The 18,702-nt window shown below is 56.5% G+C and carries 19 protein-coding genes; 6 read left to right on the forward strand and 13 right to left on the reverse strand.

What is annotated here, in order from left to right; genetic code table 11:
• The first annotated feature begins 183 nt into the window (after nucleotides 1-183).
• Together ACVC5H_RS07130 and ACVC5H_RS07135 are read left to right on the forward strand one after the other, a co-directional pair.
• Entirely contained in the window at nucleotides 184-675 is a 492-nt protein-coding gene (locus tag ACVC5H_RS07130) for a FecR family protein (protein WP_489621657.1), read from the forward strand.
• Nucleotides 676-754: 79 nt separating this feature from the next.
• Nucleotides 755-1,267: an OmpA family protein gene (locus ACVC5H_RS07135; protein ID WP_489621658.1), complete on the forward strand. Its 513-nt coding sequence runs from the start codon at nucleotides 755-757 to the stop codon at nucleotides 1,265-1,267.
• Nucleotides 1,268-1,392: 125 nt separating this feature from the next.
• Here the strand turns inward: ACVC5H_RS07135 and ACVC5H_RS07140 are convergent, their stop codons facing one another.
• The 3 genes from ACVC5H_RS07140 to ACVC5H_RS07150 all read right to left on the reverse strand — a co-directional run bounded on the left by ACVC5H_RS07140 (nucleotide 1,393) and on the right by ACVC5H_RS07150 (nucleotide 2,748).
• On the reverse strand, nucleotides 1,393-1,695 hold the full coding sequence (locus tag ACVC5H_RS07140) for a hypothetical protein (protein ID WP_489621659.1): 303 nt from the start codon (nucleotides 1,693-1,695) through the stop codon (nucleotides 1,393-1,395).
• A gap of 168 nt (nucleotides 1,696-1,863) precedes the next feature.
• On the reverse strand, nucleotides 1,864-2,241 hold the full coding sequence (locus ACVC5H_RS07145; protein WP_489621660.1) for a response regulator: 378 nt from the start codon (nucleotides 2,239-2,241) through the stop codon (nucleotides 1,864-1,866).
• Nucleotides 2,242-2,511: 270 nt separating this feature from the next.
• Nucleotides 2,512-2,748 (reverse strand): hypothetical protein, encoded by a 237-nt coding sequence (locus tag ACVC5H_RS07150; RefSeq protein ID WP_489621661.1) that lies wholly within the window; start codon nucleotides 2,746-2,748, stop codon nucleotides 2,512-2,514.
• A gap of 234 nt (nucleotides 2,749-2,982) precedes the next feature.
• Between ACVC5H_RS07150 and ACVC5H_RS07155 the strand changes: the two genes are divergently transcribed.
• Together ACVC5H_RS07155 and ACVC5H_RS07160 are read left to right on the forward strand one after the other, a co-directional pair.
• Nucleotides 2,983-4,092, forward strand: a complete 1,110-nt coding sequence (locus ACVC5H_RS07155; protein WP_489621662.1) for an alginate lyase family protein — start codon at nucleotides 2,983-2,985, stop codon at nucleotides 4,090-4,092.
• A 140-nt stretch (nucleotides 4,093-4,232) separates the two neighbouring features.
• Nucleotides 4,233-5,165 (forward strand): DNA/RNA non-specific endonuclease, encoded by a 933-nt coding sequence (locus ACVC5H_RS07160; RefSeq protein ID WP_489621663.1) that lies wholly within the window; start codon nucleotides 4,233-4,235, stop codon nucleotides 5,163-5,165.
• A gap of 95 nt (nucleotides 5,166-5,260) precedes the next feature.
• Here the strand turns inward: ACVC5H_RS07160 and ACVC5H_RS07165 are convergent, their stop codons facing one another.
• A complete protein-coding gene (locus tag ACVC5H_RS07165; RefSeq protein ID WP_489622663.1) occupies nucleotides 5,261-6,874 on the reverse strand; it encodes a methyl-accepting chemotaxis protein in 1,614 nt (537 codons plus the stop codon).
• Between the two features lie 541 nt (nucleotides 6,875-7,415).
• On the opposite strand from ACVC5H_RS07165, the gene ACVC5H_RS07170 reads away from it, so the two are divergent.
• A complete protein-coding gene (locus ACVC5H_RS07170; protein WP_209585377.1) occupies nucleotides 7,416-8,642 on the forward strand; it encodes an IS256 family transposase in 1,227 nt (408 codons plus the stop codon).
• Between the two features lie 413 nt (nucleotides 8,643-9,055).
• On the opposite strand, the gene ACVC5H_RS07175 is transcribed toward ACVC5H_RS07170, so the two are convergent.
• Together ACVC5H_RS07175 and ACVC5H_RS07180 are read right to left on the reverse strand one after the other, a co-directional pair.
• Nucleotides 9,056-9,292, reverse strand: coding sequence for a hypothetical protein (locus ACVC5H_RS07175; RefSeq protein ID WP_489621664.1), 237 nt, complete (start codon nucleotides 9,290-9,292; stop codon nucleotides 9,056-9,058).
• 142 nt (nucleotides 9,293-9,434) lie between these two features.
• Nucleotides 9,435-9,665, reverse strand: a complete 231-nt coding sequence (locus ACVC5H_RS07180; RefSeq protein ID WP_489621665.1) for a hypothetical protein — start codon at nucleotides 9,663-9,665, stop codon at nucleotides 9,435-9,437.
• 547 nt (nucleotides 9,666-10,212) lie between these two features.
• Between ACVC5H_RS07180 and ACVC5H_RS07185 the strand changes: the two genes are divergently transcribed.
• On the forward strand, nucleotides 10,213-11,370 hold the full coding sequence (locus ACVC5H_RS07185) for a serine hydrolase domain-containing protein (RefSeq protein ID WP_489621666.1): 1,158 nt from the start codon (nucleotides 10,213-10,215) through the stop codon (nucleotides 11,368-11,370).
• A 531-nt stretch (nucleotides 11,371-11,901) separates the two neighbouring features.
• Here ACVC5H_RS07185 and ACVC5H_RS07190 read toward each other — a convergent pair.
• The 7 genes from ACVC5H_RS07190 to ACVC5H_RS07220 form a co-directional block, all read right to left on the reverse strand.
• Nucleotides 11,902-13,290: an L-serine ammonia-lyase gene (locus tag ACVC5H_RS07190; protein ID WP_489621667.1), complete on the reverse strand. Its 1,389-nt coding sequence runs from the start codon at nucleotides 13,288-13,290 to the stop codon at nucleotides 11,902-11,904.
• Between the two features lie 103 nt (nucleotides 13,291-13,393).
• Nucleotides 13,394-14,161, reverse strand: a complete 768-nt coding sequence (locus ACVC5H_RS07195; protein WP_489621668.1) for an amino acid ABC transporter ATP-binding protein — start codon at nucleotides 14,159-14,161, stop codon at nucleotides 13,394-13,396.
• 26 nt (nucleotides 14,162-14,187) lie between these two features.
• Nucleotides 14,188-14,877: an amino acid ABC transporter permease gene (locus tag ACVC5H_RS07200; RefSeq protein ID WP_489621669.1), complete on the reverse strand. Its 690-nt coding sequence runs from the start codon at nucleotides 14,875-14,877 to the stop codon at nucleotides 14,188-14,190.
• Nucleotides 14,874-15,641: an amino acid ABC transporter permease gene (locus ACVC5H_RS07205; RefSeq protein WP_489621670.1), complete on the reverse strand. Its 768-nt coding sequence runs from the start codon at nucleotides 15,639-15,641 to the stop codon at nucleotides 14,874-14,876. The genes ACVC5H_RS07200 and ACVC5H_RS07205 overlap by 4 nt, the downstream gene beginning before the upstream one ends.
• Nucleotides 15,642-15,745: 104 nt before the next feature.
• Complete coding sequence (locus ACVC5H_RS07210) at nucleotides 15,746-16,654, reverse strand: amino acid ABC transporter substrate-binding protein (protein ID WP_489621671.1); 909 nt, start codon at nucleotides 16,652-16,654, stop codon at nucleotides 15,746-15,748.
• Between the two features lie 65 nt (nucleotides 16,655-16,719).
• Nucleotides 16,720-17,814 (reverse strand): threonine aldolase family protein, encoded by a 1,095-nt coding sequence (locus tag ACVC5H_RS07215; protein WP_489621672.1) that lies wholly within the window; start codon nucleotides 17,812-17,814, stop codon nucleotides 16,720-16,722.
• A complete protein-coding gene (locus ACVC5H_RS07220) occupies nucleotides 17,811-18,482 on the reverse strand; it encodes a GntR family transcriptional regulator (protein ID WP_489621673.1) in 672 nt (223 codons plus the stop codon). The genes ACVC5H_RS07215 and ACVC5H_RS07220 overlap by 4 nt, the downstream gene beginning before the upstream one ends.
• Between the last annotated feature and the right edge of the window lie 220 nt (nucleotides 18,483-18,702).

Here is an 18,702-nt window from a genome sequence, read left to right on the forward strand (position 1 = left end):
TGTTCAGGTGTAAAGAAATGTTGACGCCCTGGACGGTTTTCTGCGAAATTGCGTTGCGGCATCGTCCTCCGGAGCGAAATGGACGACAGCCTCATGACAAGAAAAGACGATGAGCGTCTCGCATCGGCAGTTCTTCTCGCCGCCGTCAGCGACTGCAGCATCACAACAGCAAAGGAATCACGCATGAGAATCACAAGGGCAGGGCGCGCGCGCATCGCGTTGCGGGCCGCCGGCTGGGGGCTGGCAGCCGCTGTGCTGTGGACCCAAACCAGCGCATGGGCGCAGGAGAGCACGGCCAGCCAGGCCGGCATCATCAAGGTCTTGCAAGGTGATGTGCGTGCCGAGCGCAACGGCAATAGCCGGGCGCTGGCCGTCGGTGAGCGGCTCTATGCGGGTGACCGAGTGGTGACGGCAGCCGCCAGCGAGGTCGGCTTTACCTTGCGCGACGACACGCTCATTTCGCTGGGACCCAACAGCGACTTCCTGCTGGAACGCTACGCCTACAACGACAAGACCGATGAGGGCGGCATTGCCGCGCGCTTGGCCAAGGGCACGCTGCGCTACGTGTCCGGACTGATCGGCAAGCGGGCACCGGAGAGCCAGTCGCTGTCCACCCCGACGGCCACCATCGGCATCCGCGGAACCGACTTCATCGTGGAGGTGGGCAGTGAATAAGCATCTGACGCTTTGTGCAATGATGGCACTGGTCCTCCTGACGGCGGGATGCGCTGGTCCCAGGGAACGTTTCGTTCTGTTGCCCCAGCCCGATGGTTCGGCCAGCAGCATCGTGGTCAAGACCGCCGGCGGCGAAACGACCCTGAACTCGCCCTACGCAGCGGTCGAGACGCGCGGAGGCAAGGCCGAGCCGACCCAGACCATCTCTGCTGCCGAGGTGGACCGCCGCTATGTCGAGGTCATGCGCAGCCTGCCCGCACGTCCGCGCAGCTATGAGCTGCTGTTCGAACTGGGCACGGATCGCCTGACACCGGCTTCGCAAGAACTGTTGAAGAAGGCCATGGCCGAGATCAAGGAATTTCCGGCCGGCGAATTCATCCTCACGGGCCATGCGGACAGCATCGGCAGCGATGCCCTCAATGATGCCTTGTCGCTGCGGCGGGCACGCCTCATCGAGCGCGAACTGCAACGTGCGGAAGTGAAGGCCTTGAGCATCGAGGTCATTGGCAAGGGCTCGCGCGAGCCGCGGGTACCGCAGAAACGCGGCGTGGCCGAACCACGCAATCGCTTCGTCGAGATCAAGATCCGGTAATGGAGCCGATGCTGGCTTGGGCAGGTGTGATGAAGCTGCGGGGAGGAAGAGGAGAGAAGGCGCGCCGCCCCTGATCGGAGAAGCCGGCGCGCGCGCCTGCCGCGAAGGCAGGTGAACCAGCGATATCAGCTGTTCTTGTGGCTTTGCTGGCCGGCCTTCACATGCTGTTCGTGCGTGCCGCCGCGGGTGGAGTCACCTTGCTGCTGGCCAGAGCCGCTGCTGCTCTGGTTCTGCTGGTCATTCTTGTGGCTTTGCTGCCCGGCTTGCACGTGCTGTTCGTGCGATCCACCGCGCGTGCCGCCACCTTGCTGTTGACCGGAAGAGCTGCTGCTCTGGTTCTGCTGGTCATTCTTGTGGCTTTGCTGTCCGGCCTGAACGTGCTGCTCGTGGGAACCGCCGCGGGTACCGCCTTGATTCTGGTTCGACATGATTTCACTCCTTGATGGATGCCCTGCGCTCATGCGCAGTCCTTGCATCATCGCGCCGGCTGCGCTGGACAGGGATCGGTGAAGCTCCCTTGATGGTGTCAGTGTCGGCTGTCGGACGGGTAGCTTCTCCGTTACCTCCTGCTGCCGGGCTTGGACGGGGCTTTCAGCTTACTGTACGGCTTCGATGGTGGAGAGCAGTTGATCGAAGGAACAGGGTTTGGTGAGCAGTGCAGCGAACACCTCGAGAGCCTGCCAGGAGTTGACCATGGGGGTGGCACTGAGCAGGACCACCGGGATGGCGCAGAGGCGCGCATCGCCCTTGATCCGGGTCGCCAGTTCCAGGCCATCCATGACGGGCATGCGCAGATCGGTCAGCACCACGTCGACCAACTCATGCACACTGGCCATCTTGGCCAAGGCATCTTCGCCGTTACCTGCTTCCAGCACCTGATAGCCCACGCCCTGAAAGACTTCCGCGAAAATGCTTCTGACATCCTTGTTGTCTTCGACGATCAGCAAGGTACGAGCGCGGGGGCGCGGGTTCATGAGGCGGTCTCCGGGTGGATGGGCTGCGTCCTGACACCAGAACGAACGGCTGCACGATTATGTGACTGAAACGGAAATGCGTGCATCAGTCAATTCCTGAATCGTGGGAAAGCCCCGCTGACAGCATCGTAAGAATATACGCGTCGTCAGCGCGTCAATGCGTGGCCGGCCCGAGGCCGGGCTACCCTTGTCCCGATGGCATTGTTCCGAAAGTGCATGAATTTCAAAAACTATTTATATAGTTTTCTTTCTTCGGTGAGGCCTGCCTCATCAGGAGAAACTCAATTCCAGCCCCAGCATCCGGGAGATGAAAAAGGTGGCCGCCCCCAGCACCAGCAGCGACACCACGAAGAGCACCGCCACCTTGCCGCTGGCGCGCAGCACGGCGCGCCGTTCTGCCTGCTTGCCCTTCTTGCCCTGATCGTAGTGCCATTTGATGGCATAGAACATGCCGATGCCGAGCACCGCAACCTTGAAGATGATGAAGACGATTGGAACCCAATCCATGATGTTGACCATTCGATTCGCTGGGAGAAGAATCCGGTGCCAGCTTTGCGAATCTGAAAGTAGCAGAGGTAAGCCACTGTCTCCGTAACAGTGTTCGCTGCATTCTAACCAAGGCGGCGCAGGTCGGTCCAGCAGACAAGATCCATACAAGTCCATGTGCTGTGCGGGGTTGCGTGCACGCAATCTGCCATAGCGGCGTTAGGAGTGTCCTGTCCTCCTTCCTGATACACCGCCATGCCTGTCAAACGACCTTCTGCGGGACTTGCCCGTCTGCCTTTTCCTGCAGCCAGCCAGCAGCGGCATCCGCGACGTCGCGGCCATTGGTTCCTGACCGTCACGGCTGCGTTGCTGACCCTGGTGCCGCTCCATGGATGGGGCCAAGCGTCCTGCAACCCACCGTCGCCGGCGCAACTGGGCGCGCTGCGCCGTGCAGTGGACAAGAACCTGGCGCCGCAGCCGCGTGCGATTGCGCACGTTCATACCGAAGGGACCTTGCCGCATCAAGGCATCTGGGATGCCAGTATCGAGGCCGAGCACGACTGGCCACTGATGCGCCAGCTCGCGCAATTATGGCAGGCGCGCCATGATCCCGAAGACGCCCGGCAATTGTCGCGTCTGATGAGCGCCTGGGCCGAGGTCTATCAGCCTGGCTTCAATCCCATCGACGAGACCAGCCTGGATGCCTACATTGATGCGTATGCCATGGCCCGTGATGCCCTGGATGCGGACAGCCGCAAGCTCGCCGGCCAGTTCATCCGCACCCTGGCCGAAGGGTATCTGCAGCAGATGGAGACCGGCTTCCGGCCCCGCGACGGGCGCTGGGTGAACAACTGGAACTCGCATCGCGTCAAGCTGGCAGTGCTGGCGGCAGCTGCGCTGGGCGACGAGAATTTATGGGTCCGTGTGCGCAGGGCTTTTGCCGCACAGGTCGGCCGCAACATCCTGAACGATGGCAGCACCCTCGATATGGAGGAGCGCGATGCCCTGCATTATGTGGTCTATGACCTGGAGCCGCTGGTGCGTGCAGCCCAGGCCGCGCAGGCGAGGGGAGAGCATTGGCTGACGCTCAAGGGCAGCAGCGGCGGCAGCCTGGCTGACGCGCTGGACTGGCTGATGCCGTATGCCGAAGGTAGCAGAACCCATGAGGAATTCGTCCATTCCAGGGTTCCCTTCGATGCCAGGCGCAGGGATGCCGGCTTGCCCGGCTATGCCGGACAATGGGAGCCGAAGGGCGCAGCCCGTCTGTATGCGATGGCGGCCACGCTGGATGATCGTTATGCACCGCTGGCGCGGCAATTGGATCCGGATGGACGATTGTTGCTCACTTGCTGGGGCATGCCGTAGCAGGAGACCGGGGGGCGGGCGGCCGTTGCCTCCGCATCCGTTGCCACCCCGTGGCTGTATCGACTTGGCCGATGAGAAAACGATCGGCCCTTTATTGCTGAGCTGGCACCGATCAGCGAGGCAAGTTACCATGCGGGCGCATGGTAACAAGACAGAAAAAGGCAGCACCCCGCAAGCGCGCCACCCCCAGAAAAAGCAAGCAGAAACGATCGGACGGGTTCCGTCGTTTTCTGATTTCATTCACCAGCACGACGATCGTTGTCTTCGGCATTGCCAGTTGCGTCCTCAATCCGCAACTGACCGAAGACTTGCGCGATACGCTCAGTCTCGGCCGCTACGGCACCACGTGGACAGGCGCAGAAGACCCACCTGCCCCTGTCCGGCACGCCGGGCCGGGACGCACCGTTGCGCGCTTTGCACAATGCCCGCAGTTCTTCCCCGGCGCGCATCCTGCGCAATTGCCAGCGGGTCCGCATTTGCGGGAATTGTGTTTCAGCGCTTTTGCGGTGCTCTACAACACACAGACCAAGACACCCTTTGTGGTGGTGGAGCGCCTGAACCGGTCCGCACTCTTGCATGCGCGGGAGCAGCATCGTACCGACAGGTTCTACCCCGAGGCACGGCTGCCCCGCGCCGAACGCGCCGAACTGGAGGACTACCGGGGATCAGGCTATGCTCGCGGGCACATGGCGCCGGCGGGCGACATGTCCACGCCGGAGGCGATGGCCCAGAGTTTTTCGCTGGCCAATATGGTCCCGCAGAATCAGCGGCACAATGCCGGGCCATGGTCCAGGATCGAACGGGATACGCGCAGGTACGCCATGCGGGCGCGCGGGGATGTCTTCGTCTTTACGGGGCCGCTGTTCGATGCTGTACCGAGCACGATTGGGCGAGGCCACATTGCCGTGCCCGCAAGCCTTTTCAAGCTGGTCTATGACGCGAGCAACGGCAGGTCCTGGGCGTATATACAGGCCAACCGTGCTGATACCGAGGTGGGAGCGCCCGTCGGCTACGATGCCTTCGTACGCAGAACCGGACTCCAATTGCTGGGGCAGGGCGGGGCGCGGAGCTGACACGGAGAGATTTCTGCCTCAAGCTTGCGCCCGCTGAAGACTACGCTGGCCAGACACCGGTGTCGCCCATGCAGGCGTGCAGGGCGACACCGTGCTTAGCGCATTAAAACTACTGGAGCGGCGGCAAGCGCATGTCGTGTGCTGCTGCCCATGTGGGTCTTCATGCCTGGTGTCTGGGCACCGTCCAACTTGAAGGTCGCGACGAGTCCGGACAAAGCGCCAGCCTGTTCCTTCATTGAATTTGCTGCTGCGGCGGCTTCCTCGACAAGCGCGGAATTCTGCTGGGTCGCTTCATCCATATGCGTAATCGCGGTATTGACCTGGGTGATGCCGTGACTCTGTTCCTGGCTCGCCATGGAGATCTCGGCCACGACATCGGTGACGCGTCTGACGCTGCTGACGACGTTTTCCATCGTTTGGCCAGCCTGTTCCACCAGCTTGCTGCCGCGGTCGATCTGGCTCACCGAATCGTTGATCAGGTCAGTGATTTCCTTGGCGGCGGTCGCGCTGCGCTGTGCCAGGTTGCGTACTTCGGAAGCCACCACGGCAAAGCCGCGTCCCTGCTCGCCTGCACGTGCCGCTTCCACCGCGGCATTGAGCGCAAGAATGTTGGTCTGGAAGGCGATGCCGTCAATGACACTGATGATGTCCACGATCTTGCGCGAAGAAGAATTGATGCCGTCCATGGTGGTGACGACCTGAGCAACAACGTCACCGCCCTGGCTGGCCACCTCCGAAGCGGAGTTGGCCAGCTGGCTTGCCTGCTTTGCGTTGTCGGCATTTTGTTTGACGGTGGTCATCAGTTCTTCCATGGCCGAGGCGGTTTCCTCGAGAGAACTGGCCTGCTGCTCGGTGCGGGAGGACAGATCAAGATTTCCCGTGGCGATTTCCGACGAGGCCTGTTCGATCATGGAGGTGCCTTGCCGGACTTGCGCCACGATGGACACCAGACTGTTGCGCATGTTCTTGATGGCAAACAGGAGGCTTGAACTGTCGCCCGCTTTCGTTTGGACGTCGGTGGTCAGATCGCCATCGGCAATTTGTTGAGCGATTTGCGCAGCGTAAGCGGGCTCGCCGCCCAGCTGTTTCAACAGTCCTCGTGTGATGAGCACGGCGATCAAGACGGAAATGGCGGCCACTACCAGCGTCAGGACTGCCACCGAGATTGCGGCGGTATGGGCCATATCGTTCGTATCGTGCTGAACCTTCTTGTTTTCCGCTTCGACCTGCGCAATCAGCTTGCCAATGTCCAGAACGATCTGGCGGCGCAAGGGGCTGCAGTCATTGACCAGGAAATCGCGATACTCTTCAGTCCTTCCGCTTTCCCGGTAGAGGCGAGGACGTTTGAGTTCCTCGGCCATCTTCAACATGTCGGACCGCACTTTGTCAAAATCCTTGTTCCCCGCGAACTCCTGCTCGAGATCTTTGATGGCCTTCAGATAGACCTGTTTCTGCTCGTCCACGATGGCCAGTTCTTTTTGAGCGTCTGCATCGCTGCGAAAGACATAGGCATTGCGGGCCGCGATCCCGGTCTGATCCAATGCCTCGCGAGCGATGTACAGGGGTGTCAGCTTTTGCGCCTGTACGGCATCGCCTGCTTGGATGGAGTTGGTCAGCGTGCGAATGCTGATCAACGATATCCCCGCGACGAGGACAGTCAGTGCCAGCAAGGCTGCGAAGCCTAGTGCCAGCTTTGTTCCGATTTTCATGCTTTGAAACACGGTAAACCCCTTGCGTTGTTGGGATTGAATACGAGTTTTGTTGTTTTTATGGGATGGAATGTGGCTCTTCTGCGTTGAGCTGAACCTTACCTACCCCTGGAATTCGTCGCCATCGGGATTTTCCCTACTAACCGGAAAAGAAGTGTTATTGCAAAAATAAATGCGAGTAATTAAACGGTTGCCAACGTTTCGGCGTAGAGTTTCAAGCTTTTTGCCGAAGCAGCGCGTGAGGTGAGACGCACCAGATCGTCTGGCGGGCAGTCGATTTCTGCGGAGATTGAATTGCTGAGCTGACTACGGTCTGTGAGCGGTGCGCACATCGTGTAGCGACCGTCAGTGGCGAATTGGTCGTCAAGCGCCTGCGCCTGGTCAGCGGCGTCCACGAGCTGCCTGTATCCCGAGAACCGGGATTTACGCCTGATTCGCTTCGGTGATGGCGAGGTACTGGAAGTGTTCGGGGTGGGGGCCTGTACATAATTTTGTGTAAACGGACTATTGGCAGGAAACTGTCGCCTTGTCCGGAGCCACAATGAGTAAAAAGAAACACGACGTACCCGAAGAATTACTGGCTGGATTGCTAGCCAATTACAAGAATCCCGAAGATTTAATAGGTGAAGAAGGCCTGTTGAAGCATCTCACCAAGCTGGTGGTGGAACGAGCCCTGGAAGCCGAGCTGAGCGAGCACCTGGGCCATGAGAAGCACGGGAGCGTAGCCAATGAGTCGGGCAACACCCGAAACGGCAAGAGTCGCAAGACGCTAAAGGGCGAATTCGGCGAGTTGCCAATTGAAGTTCCTCGAGACCGTCATGGCAGCTTCGAACCGAAGCTGGTAACCAAGCATCAGACGCGCTGGGCCGGCTTCGACGACAAGATTATTTCGCTGTATGCCCGTGGCATGACAGTAAGAGAGATTCAGGCGCACCTGGAAGAGATGTATGGAACCGAGGTGTCACCCAGCCTGATTTCATCGGTCACTGACGCCGTTGTCGATGAAGTCAAAGCCTGGCAAGCTAGGCCATTGAATCCAATTTATCCCATCGTTTATCTCGACTGTATCCATGTCAAAGTGCGTGAAGGAACGGTGCGAGTAAAAGCCGTCTACCTAGCCATCGGCATCACCATGGACGGTGAGAAGGAGGTGTTGGGACTGTGGCTAGCGCAAACGGAAGGCGCCAAGTTCTGGCTGCAGGTTGTCACTGAGCTGCGTAATCGCGGCGTGCAAGATATCTTCATCGCTTGCGTTGACGGCTTGAAGGGCTTCCCGGATGCCATCGAAGCTGTGTTCCCGAAGACCACGGTGCAGCTGTGTATCGTCCACATGGTCCGGCACAGCTTGAATTACGTCTCATGGAAACGACGTCCGGAGGTGGCGGCTGACCTACGATTGATTTACCAGTCGGCAACCGCCGAAGAAGCCGAACTCCGACTCGGTGAATTCGAAGAGAAATGGGATGCAGAGTATCTGCCTATCGGCCAATCCTGGCGGCGCAACTGGCCCCGTCTGATTCCGTTCTTCGACTTCCCACCAGAGATTCGAAAGGTCATCTATACGACCAATGCCATCGAGTCGGTCAACATGAGTTTGCGCAAGCTGACTAAGAACCGGGGCTCGTTCCCCAGCGATGAGGCGCTGATTAAACTCTTCTTCCTGGCCCTGCGCAACATCAGTAAAAAGTGGACGCTGCCCATCCGAGATTGGAAAGCTGCACTGACTCGGTTTACTATCCAGTTCGGTGAACGTATCTCTATGAATTAAACGAAATCCCGTTTACACAAAAAATCGGACACGCCCAGTATCTGGAGCAGGCGGCTTAAAATCTGGGATCTGACGTTTTTTTATCAACTCCGTGTTTTTGAACGTGCCGCCTCCAAATTTCCCTAGCGCGCCCACCACGTCCGCACGGAAAACTATGGAGAAATCGAAAGCAGAACTTTCCGTGTCACCTACAGCAAGTCCTACAGTTCGGATTCCGCACGATGTGAAGCCATCCACGTCGCGCCCTATTTGGGCCACTGAGCTAACATCGTCAACTTTTCTTAGCTGCTGAGCGGCTGCGCTGCCTCCCGCTAACGCGCAGACGACAAAAACCATGCACCTGATCAGCGTTGCGTTGCAACTGCCCCGCTCCTGCACTTTACTTCCGACTTTTGTATCGATTTGGCGGTGACTCATCTTAGCCCCCAGCTGTAGCCATACAATCCGCAATTGCGCTCCAAACCGTTGAATGACTCGTCTGCCGTGTATTTGCGCGCCCGGTAATCGTTGATCACTATCTGAACATACGCCCGGCAGTTTCGCGGCAGCCCCGTATCGCCATAAATTGGTTTGCTATTCGGGTCATCCCTGTAAAGCAGCAGATAGACGATGACAGCCAGCAACAGGCCAATAGCCATATTTTTATTCATGTGCTCCCCCGTCAGCATTCCTAGCGCCCTCGCGCCAGAAAGGTTTATAGGTTCATAGCCTATCAGGGGTTTGCTGGTTTGGCACAATTACGAGACCAGTACGCGCGCACGCGAGGCGCATGCGATGGAGCAAAACGGGGGCTTACCGCTCTCTCTTGCGAAGGTGTTGAGCCACCTCTTCGCACGCGTAAATTCCGTGAGCCTGCAGCAATCCTTCGTTGCGGTAGAAGCCCGTCACGTTCTCTTTCGCAAAGAGTGTCTGACCGTCTTTATGGATGCGCATCCCCCGCATCTCAAAACCGATATTGTCCTTTGAATAGTCCAGTTCAAAAGTAAATTCGCCGGAGCTGTCGGCAGTTTTGTAGGTGGGCATGATATTCCTCGGTCTAGAGGGTTTGTCGGGACGACTTGACCGATTCTTAGAGGGAATATTTCGTTTTTCTAGCCAATGAGTCCAGCATATCACGCCGTGAGATTTTATGTAATTTGATGCTCGCTATCGATGGCGGCGAATACGGGGATATTCGCTATGGTTCTGGGGCACTTGGCGCGACAGGAGTTTGGGAAAACCTACGCACCGCCTACATGGTAGCTGAAAGCAAAAAGGCCAACCCCGAAGAGTTGGCCTAAGTGCTTGATTTCATTGGTGCTGATGGGCGGAATCGAACCGTCGACCTACTGATTACGAATCTGTGAGGAAAATTATAAAAATCAATAGGTTAGGGAAATTTTTGCTCCGCAATTCAGAAAATCAACGGTCCGCAAGGCCAATAAGGACGTGCCTCGATTTGGAATTGCGGAGCGGATTTTTCGTTGTTGAATGCGACTGTCATCGCCGATCCTGATACAGTTTGCCACGTCCGCTATCGGCCAACAGAAGGCATCTGGCCAAAAGATGGATTAAAAGAGGGGAGGTGGTCATGAAGCGACGCAACTTTATCTCGATTCTTGGGGCCACGGGACTTGGCTCTCTTATCGGAGCTGCTGCAGGCCTGTCCGGTTGTGCTACCCGGCCACTGCGCGATGATGACTGGTCCGTAGTGCCTGCTAGCACGGATCCTTCCATCGACAGAGCGGCTCTGCGTTTGATGGTGGATCGTCTGAGGACGTCAGGGGCAAATATCCATTCAGTCCTTGTCGTTCATCGCCGGAATTTGGTGTTCGAAGAGTACTTCCTTGGGACGGACCAGGTGCCGCTCAGTTTTTGGGGTACACGCGATGCCAGGGTGAGTTTCGACGCGCGCACGCTTCACTCCGTTAAATCTGTGTCGAAGAGCGTTGTTTCGCTGGTGTTGGGAATAGCGATCGACGAGGGGCTGATTCACAGCATTGATACACCGATACTGGATTTCTTTCCCGAGTTGGCGGATATGCGCACGCCCGAGCGAGAGGAACTACACCTGCGCCATGCACTCAACATGACGATGGGACTCGAATGGATCGAGGCGACGCCAGCCACTGGGGCGGCCAACGATGAAACGCGCATGTATCTTTCGGGGGACGTCTGTCGCTACGTGCTCAATCGTCCGTCCGTTGCCAAGCCGGGGCAGAAATTTCTTTACAGCACGGGAGCACTTGCCCTGGTCTCGGCGATTCTGCATAGGGCGACTGGGCAACCGTTGGACGAGTTCGCACGCGCCAAGCTCTTTTTGCCGCTTGGAATCTCTAACGCGACTTGGAGCCGAATCGGGCTCGATACCGACGCCGGTGGCGGGCTGTATCTGCGCCCGATTGACATGGCGCGGATCGGGCAGCTCGTCCTCGACGGGGGGCGCTGGAACGACCGACAAATTGTTTCTAAAGAGTGGATCGATGCATCGACCTCGCCCCAGATCGTGACGACGGACGACCTGCGTTATGGCTATCTTTGGTGGATTGGCCGTGCGAGCGTACGGCCCCGAATGATCGACTGGATCGGTGCATTGGGACGGGGTGGCCAATCCATCCGCATCGTTCCCGAGCTCGATCTCGTGGTAGTAGTGACTGCGGGATATTATCAGGACTACAGTCCACGGGCTTTCAATGTGCAACACAGCGTTTTTGAGGATGTACTGAAGGCAGCGTTGACTTCTGGTTGATACGGGCGGCCGATATGTATCGGTATGAGTTGCTTCCGGCCAGAAGCGGACCTCGCCTGCCCAAGGAAAATGCCCGCGTATCGCGGGCGTTTTTGCTTCGGAGCATCTGATTACGAATATACGCGCTGGTGGCGAGAAGTATATATAAATCAGTATGTTAGGGTGGGACGGCTGGGTTATTCAAACCGTTAGTAGGCGCCGGTAAGTACTTGATTTCTTTGGGCCTGCGGTCGTTGAATAACCCATAAATATCGGGATCAGGGGGCGATGCTCGTGCCCACGGATTATGAGTAAAAAGTGCAGGTTTGCAGCGAGCAGAAAAACCTCATCAGACCCGGGGCACTAGTTTCGCACCTAGTTTGGGCAAAATTCCCCCAAAAAGAAACCACGATTTTCTCAAAATCTTGGGCAATATTCGCTCTTCAAAAATAACGCATCAAGCCAAATTGAGAAGTTGCTTCGCTGACTGTAAGTTTGCGATGAAATTAATAGAAATAAATACGTTATATGTAGTGCGGCTCAAACCAGTTCTCAACACTCGATTATGTTAACCGCCAGTCCTCCCCGCGATGTCTCCTTGTATTTCGTTTTCATATCCGCCCCCGTCTGCATCATCGTCTTGATGACGGAATCGAGTGAGACATAATGGCTTCCGTCACCGCGAAGCGCCATGCGCGCGGCATTGACGGCCTTCATTGCCCCCATTGCATTGCGCTCGATGCACGGAATCTGCACCATCCCGCCTACCGGATCGCAGGTCAGGCCCAGATTATGCTCCATCCCGATTTCTGCAGCGTTCTCGACCTGCTTGACTGTTCCACCCATCGCAGCTGCCAAGCCCGCAGCAGCCATGGAACAGGCGACACCGACTTCGCCCTGGCAGCCAACTTCGGCGCCGGATATAGATGCATTTAGTTTGTACAGGATCCCGATGGCTGCGGAGGTCAGCAGAAAGTCGATTACGCCTTGTTCGTTGGATCCTGGCAAGAATCGTGCATAGTAATGCAGCACGGCGGGAATGATGCCGGCAGCGCCATTGGTCGGTGCGGTGACCACTCGCCCGCCGACCGCATTTTCTTCATTCACAGCGATCGCGTAAAGATTGATCCAGTCGATCATGGAGAGAGGATCGCGTAACGCCTGTTCTGGCTTGCTCACCAGCTCACGATACAACACCGGGGCACGCCGCCGAACCTGAAAAGGCCCGGGCAAGGTGCCATCTGCGTCGGGATTATCGATGCCGCACCCCCGTTGCACGCATGATTGCATCACTTGCCATATGCGCAGCAAGCCATCCCGAATCGCTTCAGCGCTGCGCCAGGTTCGCTCGTTTTCCCACATCAATTCCGCAATCGATTTATCCGTTTTCGAGCACAGTCCAAGCAGCTCGTCACCAGAATGGAAGGGATAAGGCAACTCTGTGATAGCGGTCAGCACCTTCACATTGGGTGCGCCGGAGGTCACCACGAAGCCGCCGCCTACCGACAGATAGGTGGTTTCTCGCACGAGTTTTCTTGTTGCATCGAATGCATGGAGTTTCATGCCGTTCGGATGTTCGCTCAGTGCCTGCCGCAAGAACACAATGTGATCTTTCTGCGTGAACGTGATCTCATGGTGGCCGAGCAGGGAAAGTCGCTGCGTACTTTTGACTGTTTCCAGGCGCGTGGCGATCTTGCCTGCCTCGACGGTATCGGGGGCTTCGCCCATCAAACCGAGCATGACGCCACGATCCGTGCCGTGGCCTTTTCCTGTTGCGCCGAGTGAACCGTACAATTCGCATTTGACCGATGCTGTGGTATCCAGCAGGTCATCGCGTTCCAGTCCCTTGACGAACATCAGCGCAGCACGCATCGGCCCGACCGTATGCGAACTCGACGGGCCAATGCCAATCTTGAAAAGGTCAAATACACTAACGGCCATCACTACTCCTAAAAAAGCGCAGCCTTGAAATCGCAGAAGTCTTGTGCCGCGTGGTGCTCATCGTTCAATCATAGGCGACCGCGAAGAATCGCGGTGCAGCCATCTAGTGATTGATTTTGCGCAGGAATGCTCTGGCTCTCTCCGTCTTGGCACCCTTGAAGAAGTCAGCGGCAGTACCTTCTTCGATGATAGTCCCTTGATCCATAAAGACAATTCGGTCGGCGACCTCCCTGGCAAAGCCCATCTCATGCGTAACGCAAAGCATTGTCATCCCCCCTCGGGCAAGACCGATCATTACATCCAGCACCTCGTTGACCATCTCGGGGTCGAGAGCGGAGGTGGGTTCGTCAAACAGCATGATGCTGGGCTCCATGCAGAGGGCGCGCGCAATGGCGACCCGTTGTTGCTGGCCGCCAGAGAGTTCGCCCGGAAACTTGTTTGCCTGATTGTCGATCCTGACCTGCCTGAGGTATTCCATGGCGCGTTCCCGTGCTTCGGTCCGAGAAATCTTTCTGACTTTGATGGGCGCCAGCATACAATTTTCCAGCACGGAAATATGCGGGAACAAGTTGAAGCTCTGGAACACCATGCCTACTTCGCTTCTGACTGCTGAGATATTCGGCGATTGATTGGACAGACTTTTTCCATCCACAATGATGCTGCCGGATTTAAATCGCTCCAATCCATTGATGCATCTGATGAAGGTGGACTTGCCTGATCCAGAGGGGCCGCAGATAACAATGCGCTCGCCCTTTGATACTTGAAGACTGACCCCTTTCAACGCTGTAAATGCGCCGTAGGCCAGCGTCAGATCCTTGATGGCAAGGACGCTGTCGGTAAGGGAGGAGGGTTGCGGTGTTGACATAGACATTGTGATGTTCCTGGTTTCTATTGCCGTTAAACCGATCTCGGCGAAGTTCTTTTTTTGAGGAGAGAGACGAACTGGGAAGCGATGACGCATATCGTCAGATAGACAACAGCGACCACCAGATACATCTCCACCATTCGTCCATTCAATTGGGCGACTTTTGAGGCGACCCCGACTAGATCATTGAGAGACAGGACATAAACCAAGGATGTGTCCTGGAACAGGATGATGGTCTGATTCAAGATGATCGGAGCGGCAGCCCGAAATACCTGTGGCAGTACGACGCTGGCATAGGCATCAAACGGCGATAATCCTAAGGCATCGCAGGCTTCAAACTGCCCCTTGTTGACGGTGCGAAGTCCGGCGCGAATGATTTCGGAATAGTAGGCCGCTTCAAAAAGGCTGAACGTCAGGTACGCCGTGAAGTAGGGGCCCAGCGGAACCGATTGTCCCGACGGAGAAAAATAACTGAGAATGCTCGGGACCAGAAAGAAGAACCAGAACAGTACCAGGATCAGCGGAATCGAACGAATCACTGCGATATAGGTGCGTGCAGCGCGTGCCAGGAAGGGCAGGTCGAAATGCTGGATCAGGGCCAGGGCGGTGCCCAGGATGATCCCGGCTATACATCCCACGGCGGTCAAGGTGAGAGAGAACCGGAGCCCGTCGGCCAGATAGGGGAACGCCGTGAGGGCGACGGAGAAATCGAGATTGTTCATGCGGAGGTCTCCTGCCCAAGGATAGGTTGAGCTTGAGGTGTCGGCGTGTGGGTAGTCGCTTGCAGGGGAATTCTCATTTTCCTGTCCAGCTGGTTCATGGTGACATAGACCAACAATGCCATGACCAGATAAATGATCGTGGCCGCGCCAAACGCAGTGAAGGTATGGAAGGTCTGCTCGCTGATCTGGCGGGCCTGCGCGGTCAGTTCCAGAACGCCAATGGTCAGCGCCACGGAGGTGTTTTTGTAGATGGCCATTGCTTCGCTCGTCAGGCTTGGCAGAATCAGCCGCACCGCTTGAGGCAGAATGACTTGCGAATAAATATGGAAAGGCTTCAGGTTCAGTGCTACTGCGGCCTCTCTCTGACCTTTCGGCAAGGCTTCAATGCCGGCTCTGACCTGCTCTGCGATACGAGAAGCGGTATACAGCCCCAAGCAGATGAGCGCTGGGACAAATGCAGACCAAGGGGGAGGAATTTCCTTGATCCATTGTCCAATCGCGGGAGGGAGAATTTCCGGTAATACGAAGTACCAGAGGAACATTTGAACCAGCACAGGAATATTTCTGAATATCCCGACGTACAGCGTACTGGCGACGGCGAAGAAGCGGTTCTTAGAGGTGCGTCCGCATCCGATGAAAACACCAACACTGATGGCGATGATCCAGCCCAGGATGGCAAGCAGAACCGTCCAGCCTAATCCCGATAGCAGATAACTGTAATAGGGTGCGCCATCGTAGCCATTTTGTAGCAGAACACTCGACATAGCGGGACTTTCTTGTTGAAGATCGAGAAGTGCAAGGTAGGCGCAGAGGAACTCAAGGGGAGGCGCGCACCATCACTGGCCGGTGCGGCTCTCCTCCAGAGTCTTCAGGGAATCACAACATCATCAGGCGACTGCACGCTTTTCTTCATGGCAGGGCTCATCGGGAGCATCAAGATTTGCCCATTCGGCGGAATCGGCATTTCAAACCATTTCTTGTAAAGCGTTTCAAACTGGCCGGATGCCATCTGCTTTTTCAAGACACCATTGACGATGACTTTGAAAGCTTGATCCCCCTTTCTGAACATCAGCCCGTAGTAAGCGGCGTCATACGTCGCAGGAAGGAATCGGTAGGCTTTGGGGTCCGGGGAAAGCGCAATCAATCCCGCCAGTACGATGTCATCGTCGAACCAGGCTGCGGCACGCTGGGTTCGCAGCATCAAAATTGACTCGGCATGATCTTTCGGTCGAACGATGGGGGAGGCGAGAGCCTCGTCGGCGATCACCTTGGTGGCAATCGGAAAGTCAGCCGATCCTTGGGTGATGACGACGGTTTTTCCTTTGAGGTCTTTGACATCCTTGACCGGTGACGAAGCCAGTACCAGCCAGCGTGGCGTCGTGACAAAGATGGGCACCGAGAAATCCATTTGCTGGCGGCGTTCGTTGGTATTGGTGGTGCTGCCGCATTCAATATCGATCGTTCCATTGTCCAACAGAGGGATTCGATTCGATCCATTGACTGCCAGATAGCGGACTTTGAGGGCTGGCATGTTCAATGCCGTCTTTACGCTGTCGGCAACGTCCGAACAAAGCTGTATGGATAATCCGATCGGCTTCTGATCGGGGCCAAGGTAGGAAAAAGGCACAGAAGTTTCTCTGTATCCAATGACGAACTCCCCGGAAGATTTAATTTTTTCCAAGGTGCTGCTGGCGGCGGCTTTGGCGGGCAAAAGAGGCAGGGCGATGAAGCAGAGTGCCGTCATGGCCGATAGTGCTGAGCGAACGTGGGCGAACATCAAGTAACTCCTTCTGATTCAGTGGGTAAATCAAGGGTTTCCTACTTCGTTGTCGGCAGCCGGAGTTATTGGTTCCTGCGTTCAACCGCCTCGCTGCCATAGGCTTGGCCTATGCTTATGAATGCGTTGATGGCTGCATCAATCGCGGCATCGTCAATGTCAGCATGGGTGACCAATCGAATGCCGCTGGTCAAGTGCGGCGTCACCAGTATTCCTTTTTCGCGCAAGGCGGAAATGAGTTGATCGCGCGACCCGTTGAACCCGACTGGCCGCGCAACGATGATGTTGGTCTGAACCGTCGTTCTGTCGATCTCTATCCAATTCAGGCTCAGTAGCGCATCGGCCAGACGTGCCGCGCGCTGGTGGTCTTCACCGATGCGTCCAGCGCGTTCTTTCAATGCAACGACGCCGGTTGCCGCGAGGATGCCGGCTGGGCGCCAACTTCCTCCCAGCATATTGCGAAACCTGAGCGCCTCCGAAATGAACTCGCGTCGTCCTACCAGCATTGCCCCTAGCGGAGCTCCCAGAGCCTTGTTGAGACTGAAGGCCACCGAATCGGCGCCTCGAACGACTTCAGATGCGGGCTTCTGATGGAATGCGGCGGCGTTCCAGAGTCGGGCGCCGTCGACGTGGACCGGAACGCCGTGGCGACGCCCGATCTCGACTACGCTGGAGAAATCATCGGCAGGCATGACCGTGCCGCCGGCGGTATTGTGGGTGTTTTCGATCCAGATAAGGCGAATCGGCATATGTGTTTCAGGCACCGGACGGGCAAGCAAGGCGGTGACCTGTTCTGGTGTCGGATGGCCGCGATGGCCATCCACTCTGGCAACGTTTGCGCCTGCCACGCCGGCAGTAGCAGGCCCCTCGAAGCCGAGCAGGTGGGTGGCGTTGTCTGCCAGTACCTGTACGCCGGGAGAGCAGCGCAGCATCAGGGCGACTTGATTGGCCATGGTGCAGGTGGGGAAGAACAAGGCATCTTCCATGCCCAGCATCTCGGCCGAAAGCTCTTCCAGCTCGCGCTGATCCGGATCTTCACGCATTCCATAGCCTCTGGGCTTTTGCCAGGCACGGGCCATTGCATCAATCATGTTTGCTGGGGGCGTCGATATGTTGTCACTTCTCATGTCGACGCGAATTGCCTTGATATTTTCTTTCACTTGCTGTCACTCCCGGTTGATTTAGATTGCTCGTCGACGTAGGCGACGAGAACTTTTCCTGAATGTTCGATGTGGTGAGCAATTTCGCGGACAAACTGCGCCTTGTCCCCGGCCTTTAGGGCGCTGACCATGGCACGATGTTCGCGCATGGAGGATTCCAGGCGTCCGTCCAAGCCCCAAATCAAATACTTGGGAAAACTATTCCAAAGATCTGTTGCTGCCTTGACGAGAAATTCATTCTCGCTTGACTCAAGCATCGTCATATGGAATGCCATGTCCGCCTTGGATAGGCCCTCATAGTCCAAAGATGACTGGCACACCTCCATCTGCTGGATGTGCGAATCGAGCTGATCGATCAGCCCCCCGGTAATATTCGGGAACGCCAGGCGAGCAGTCTCTCTTTCGATGATTTGGCGGGCCGCATACACCCGTTTGATCCGATCGACCTCCAGCGCTGCTACATGCATTCCCCGATGCGACTCATAGACGACGAGGCCGAGTGACTGAAGTTCTTGCAGCGCCTCGCGGATAGGTGTGCTGCTAAGCCCCAATTCTTTGGCCAGATCGTTTTGCCTTAAGCGATCCCCGGGTTTTAGCTGCCCCGATTGGATTGCATACTTCAGGCGACTTAGGGCGACTTCTTTCTTCGTTTTGAATTCATCCAACATTGCCTCCAATTCTTTCGTAACGACCACATATGCATTATGCATTATGCATAATCTTGGTCAAGAAAATTATTCGATAAATCTCGAGAAACGCCATAAAAGATATAAAAATTTTATTTCCGCCATCGTCGCAAAGGCTATGCGAGAGCGCCTTTGAGCGCGTTAAAGAGATAAGCGCGTTCTCTATCGCTATCAGATCAAGTACTTCTGAGTGCATCAAAAT

It is taken from the genome of Herbaspirillum sp. Her3 (assembly GCF_057961275.1).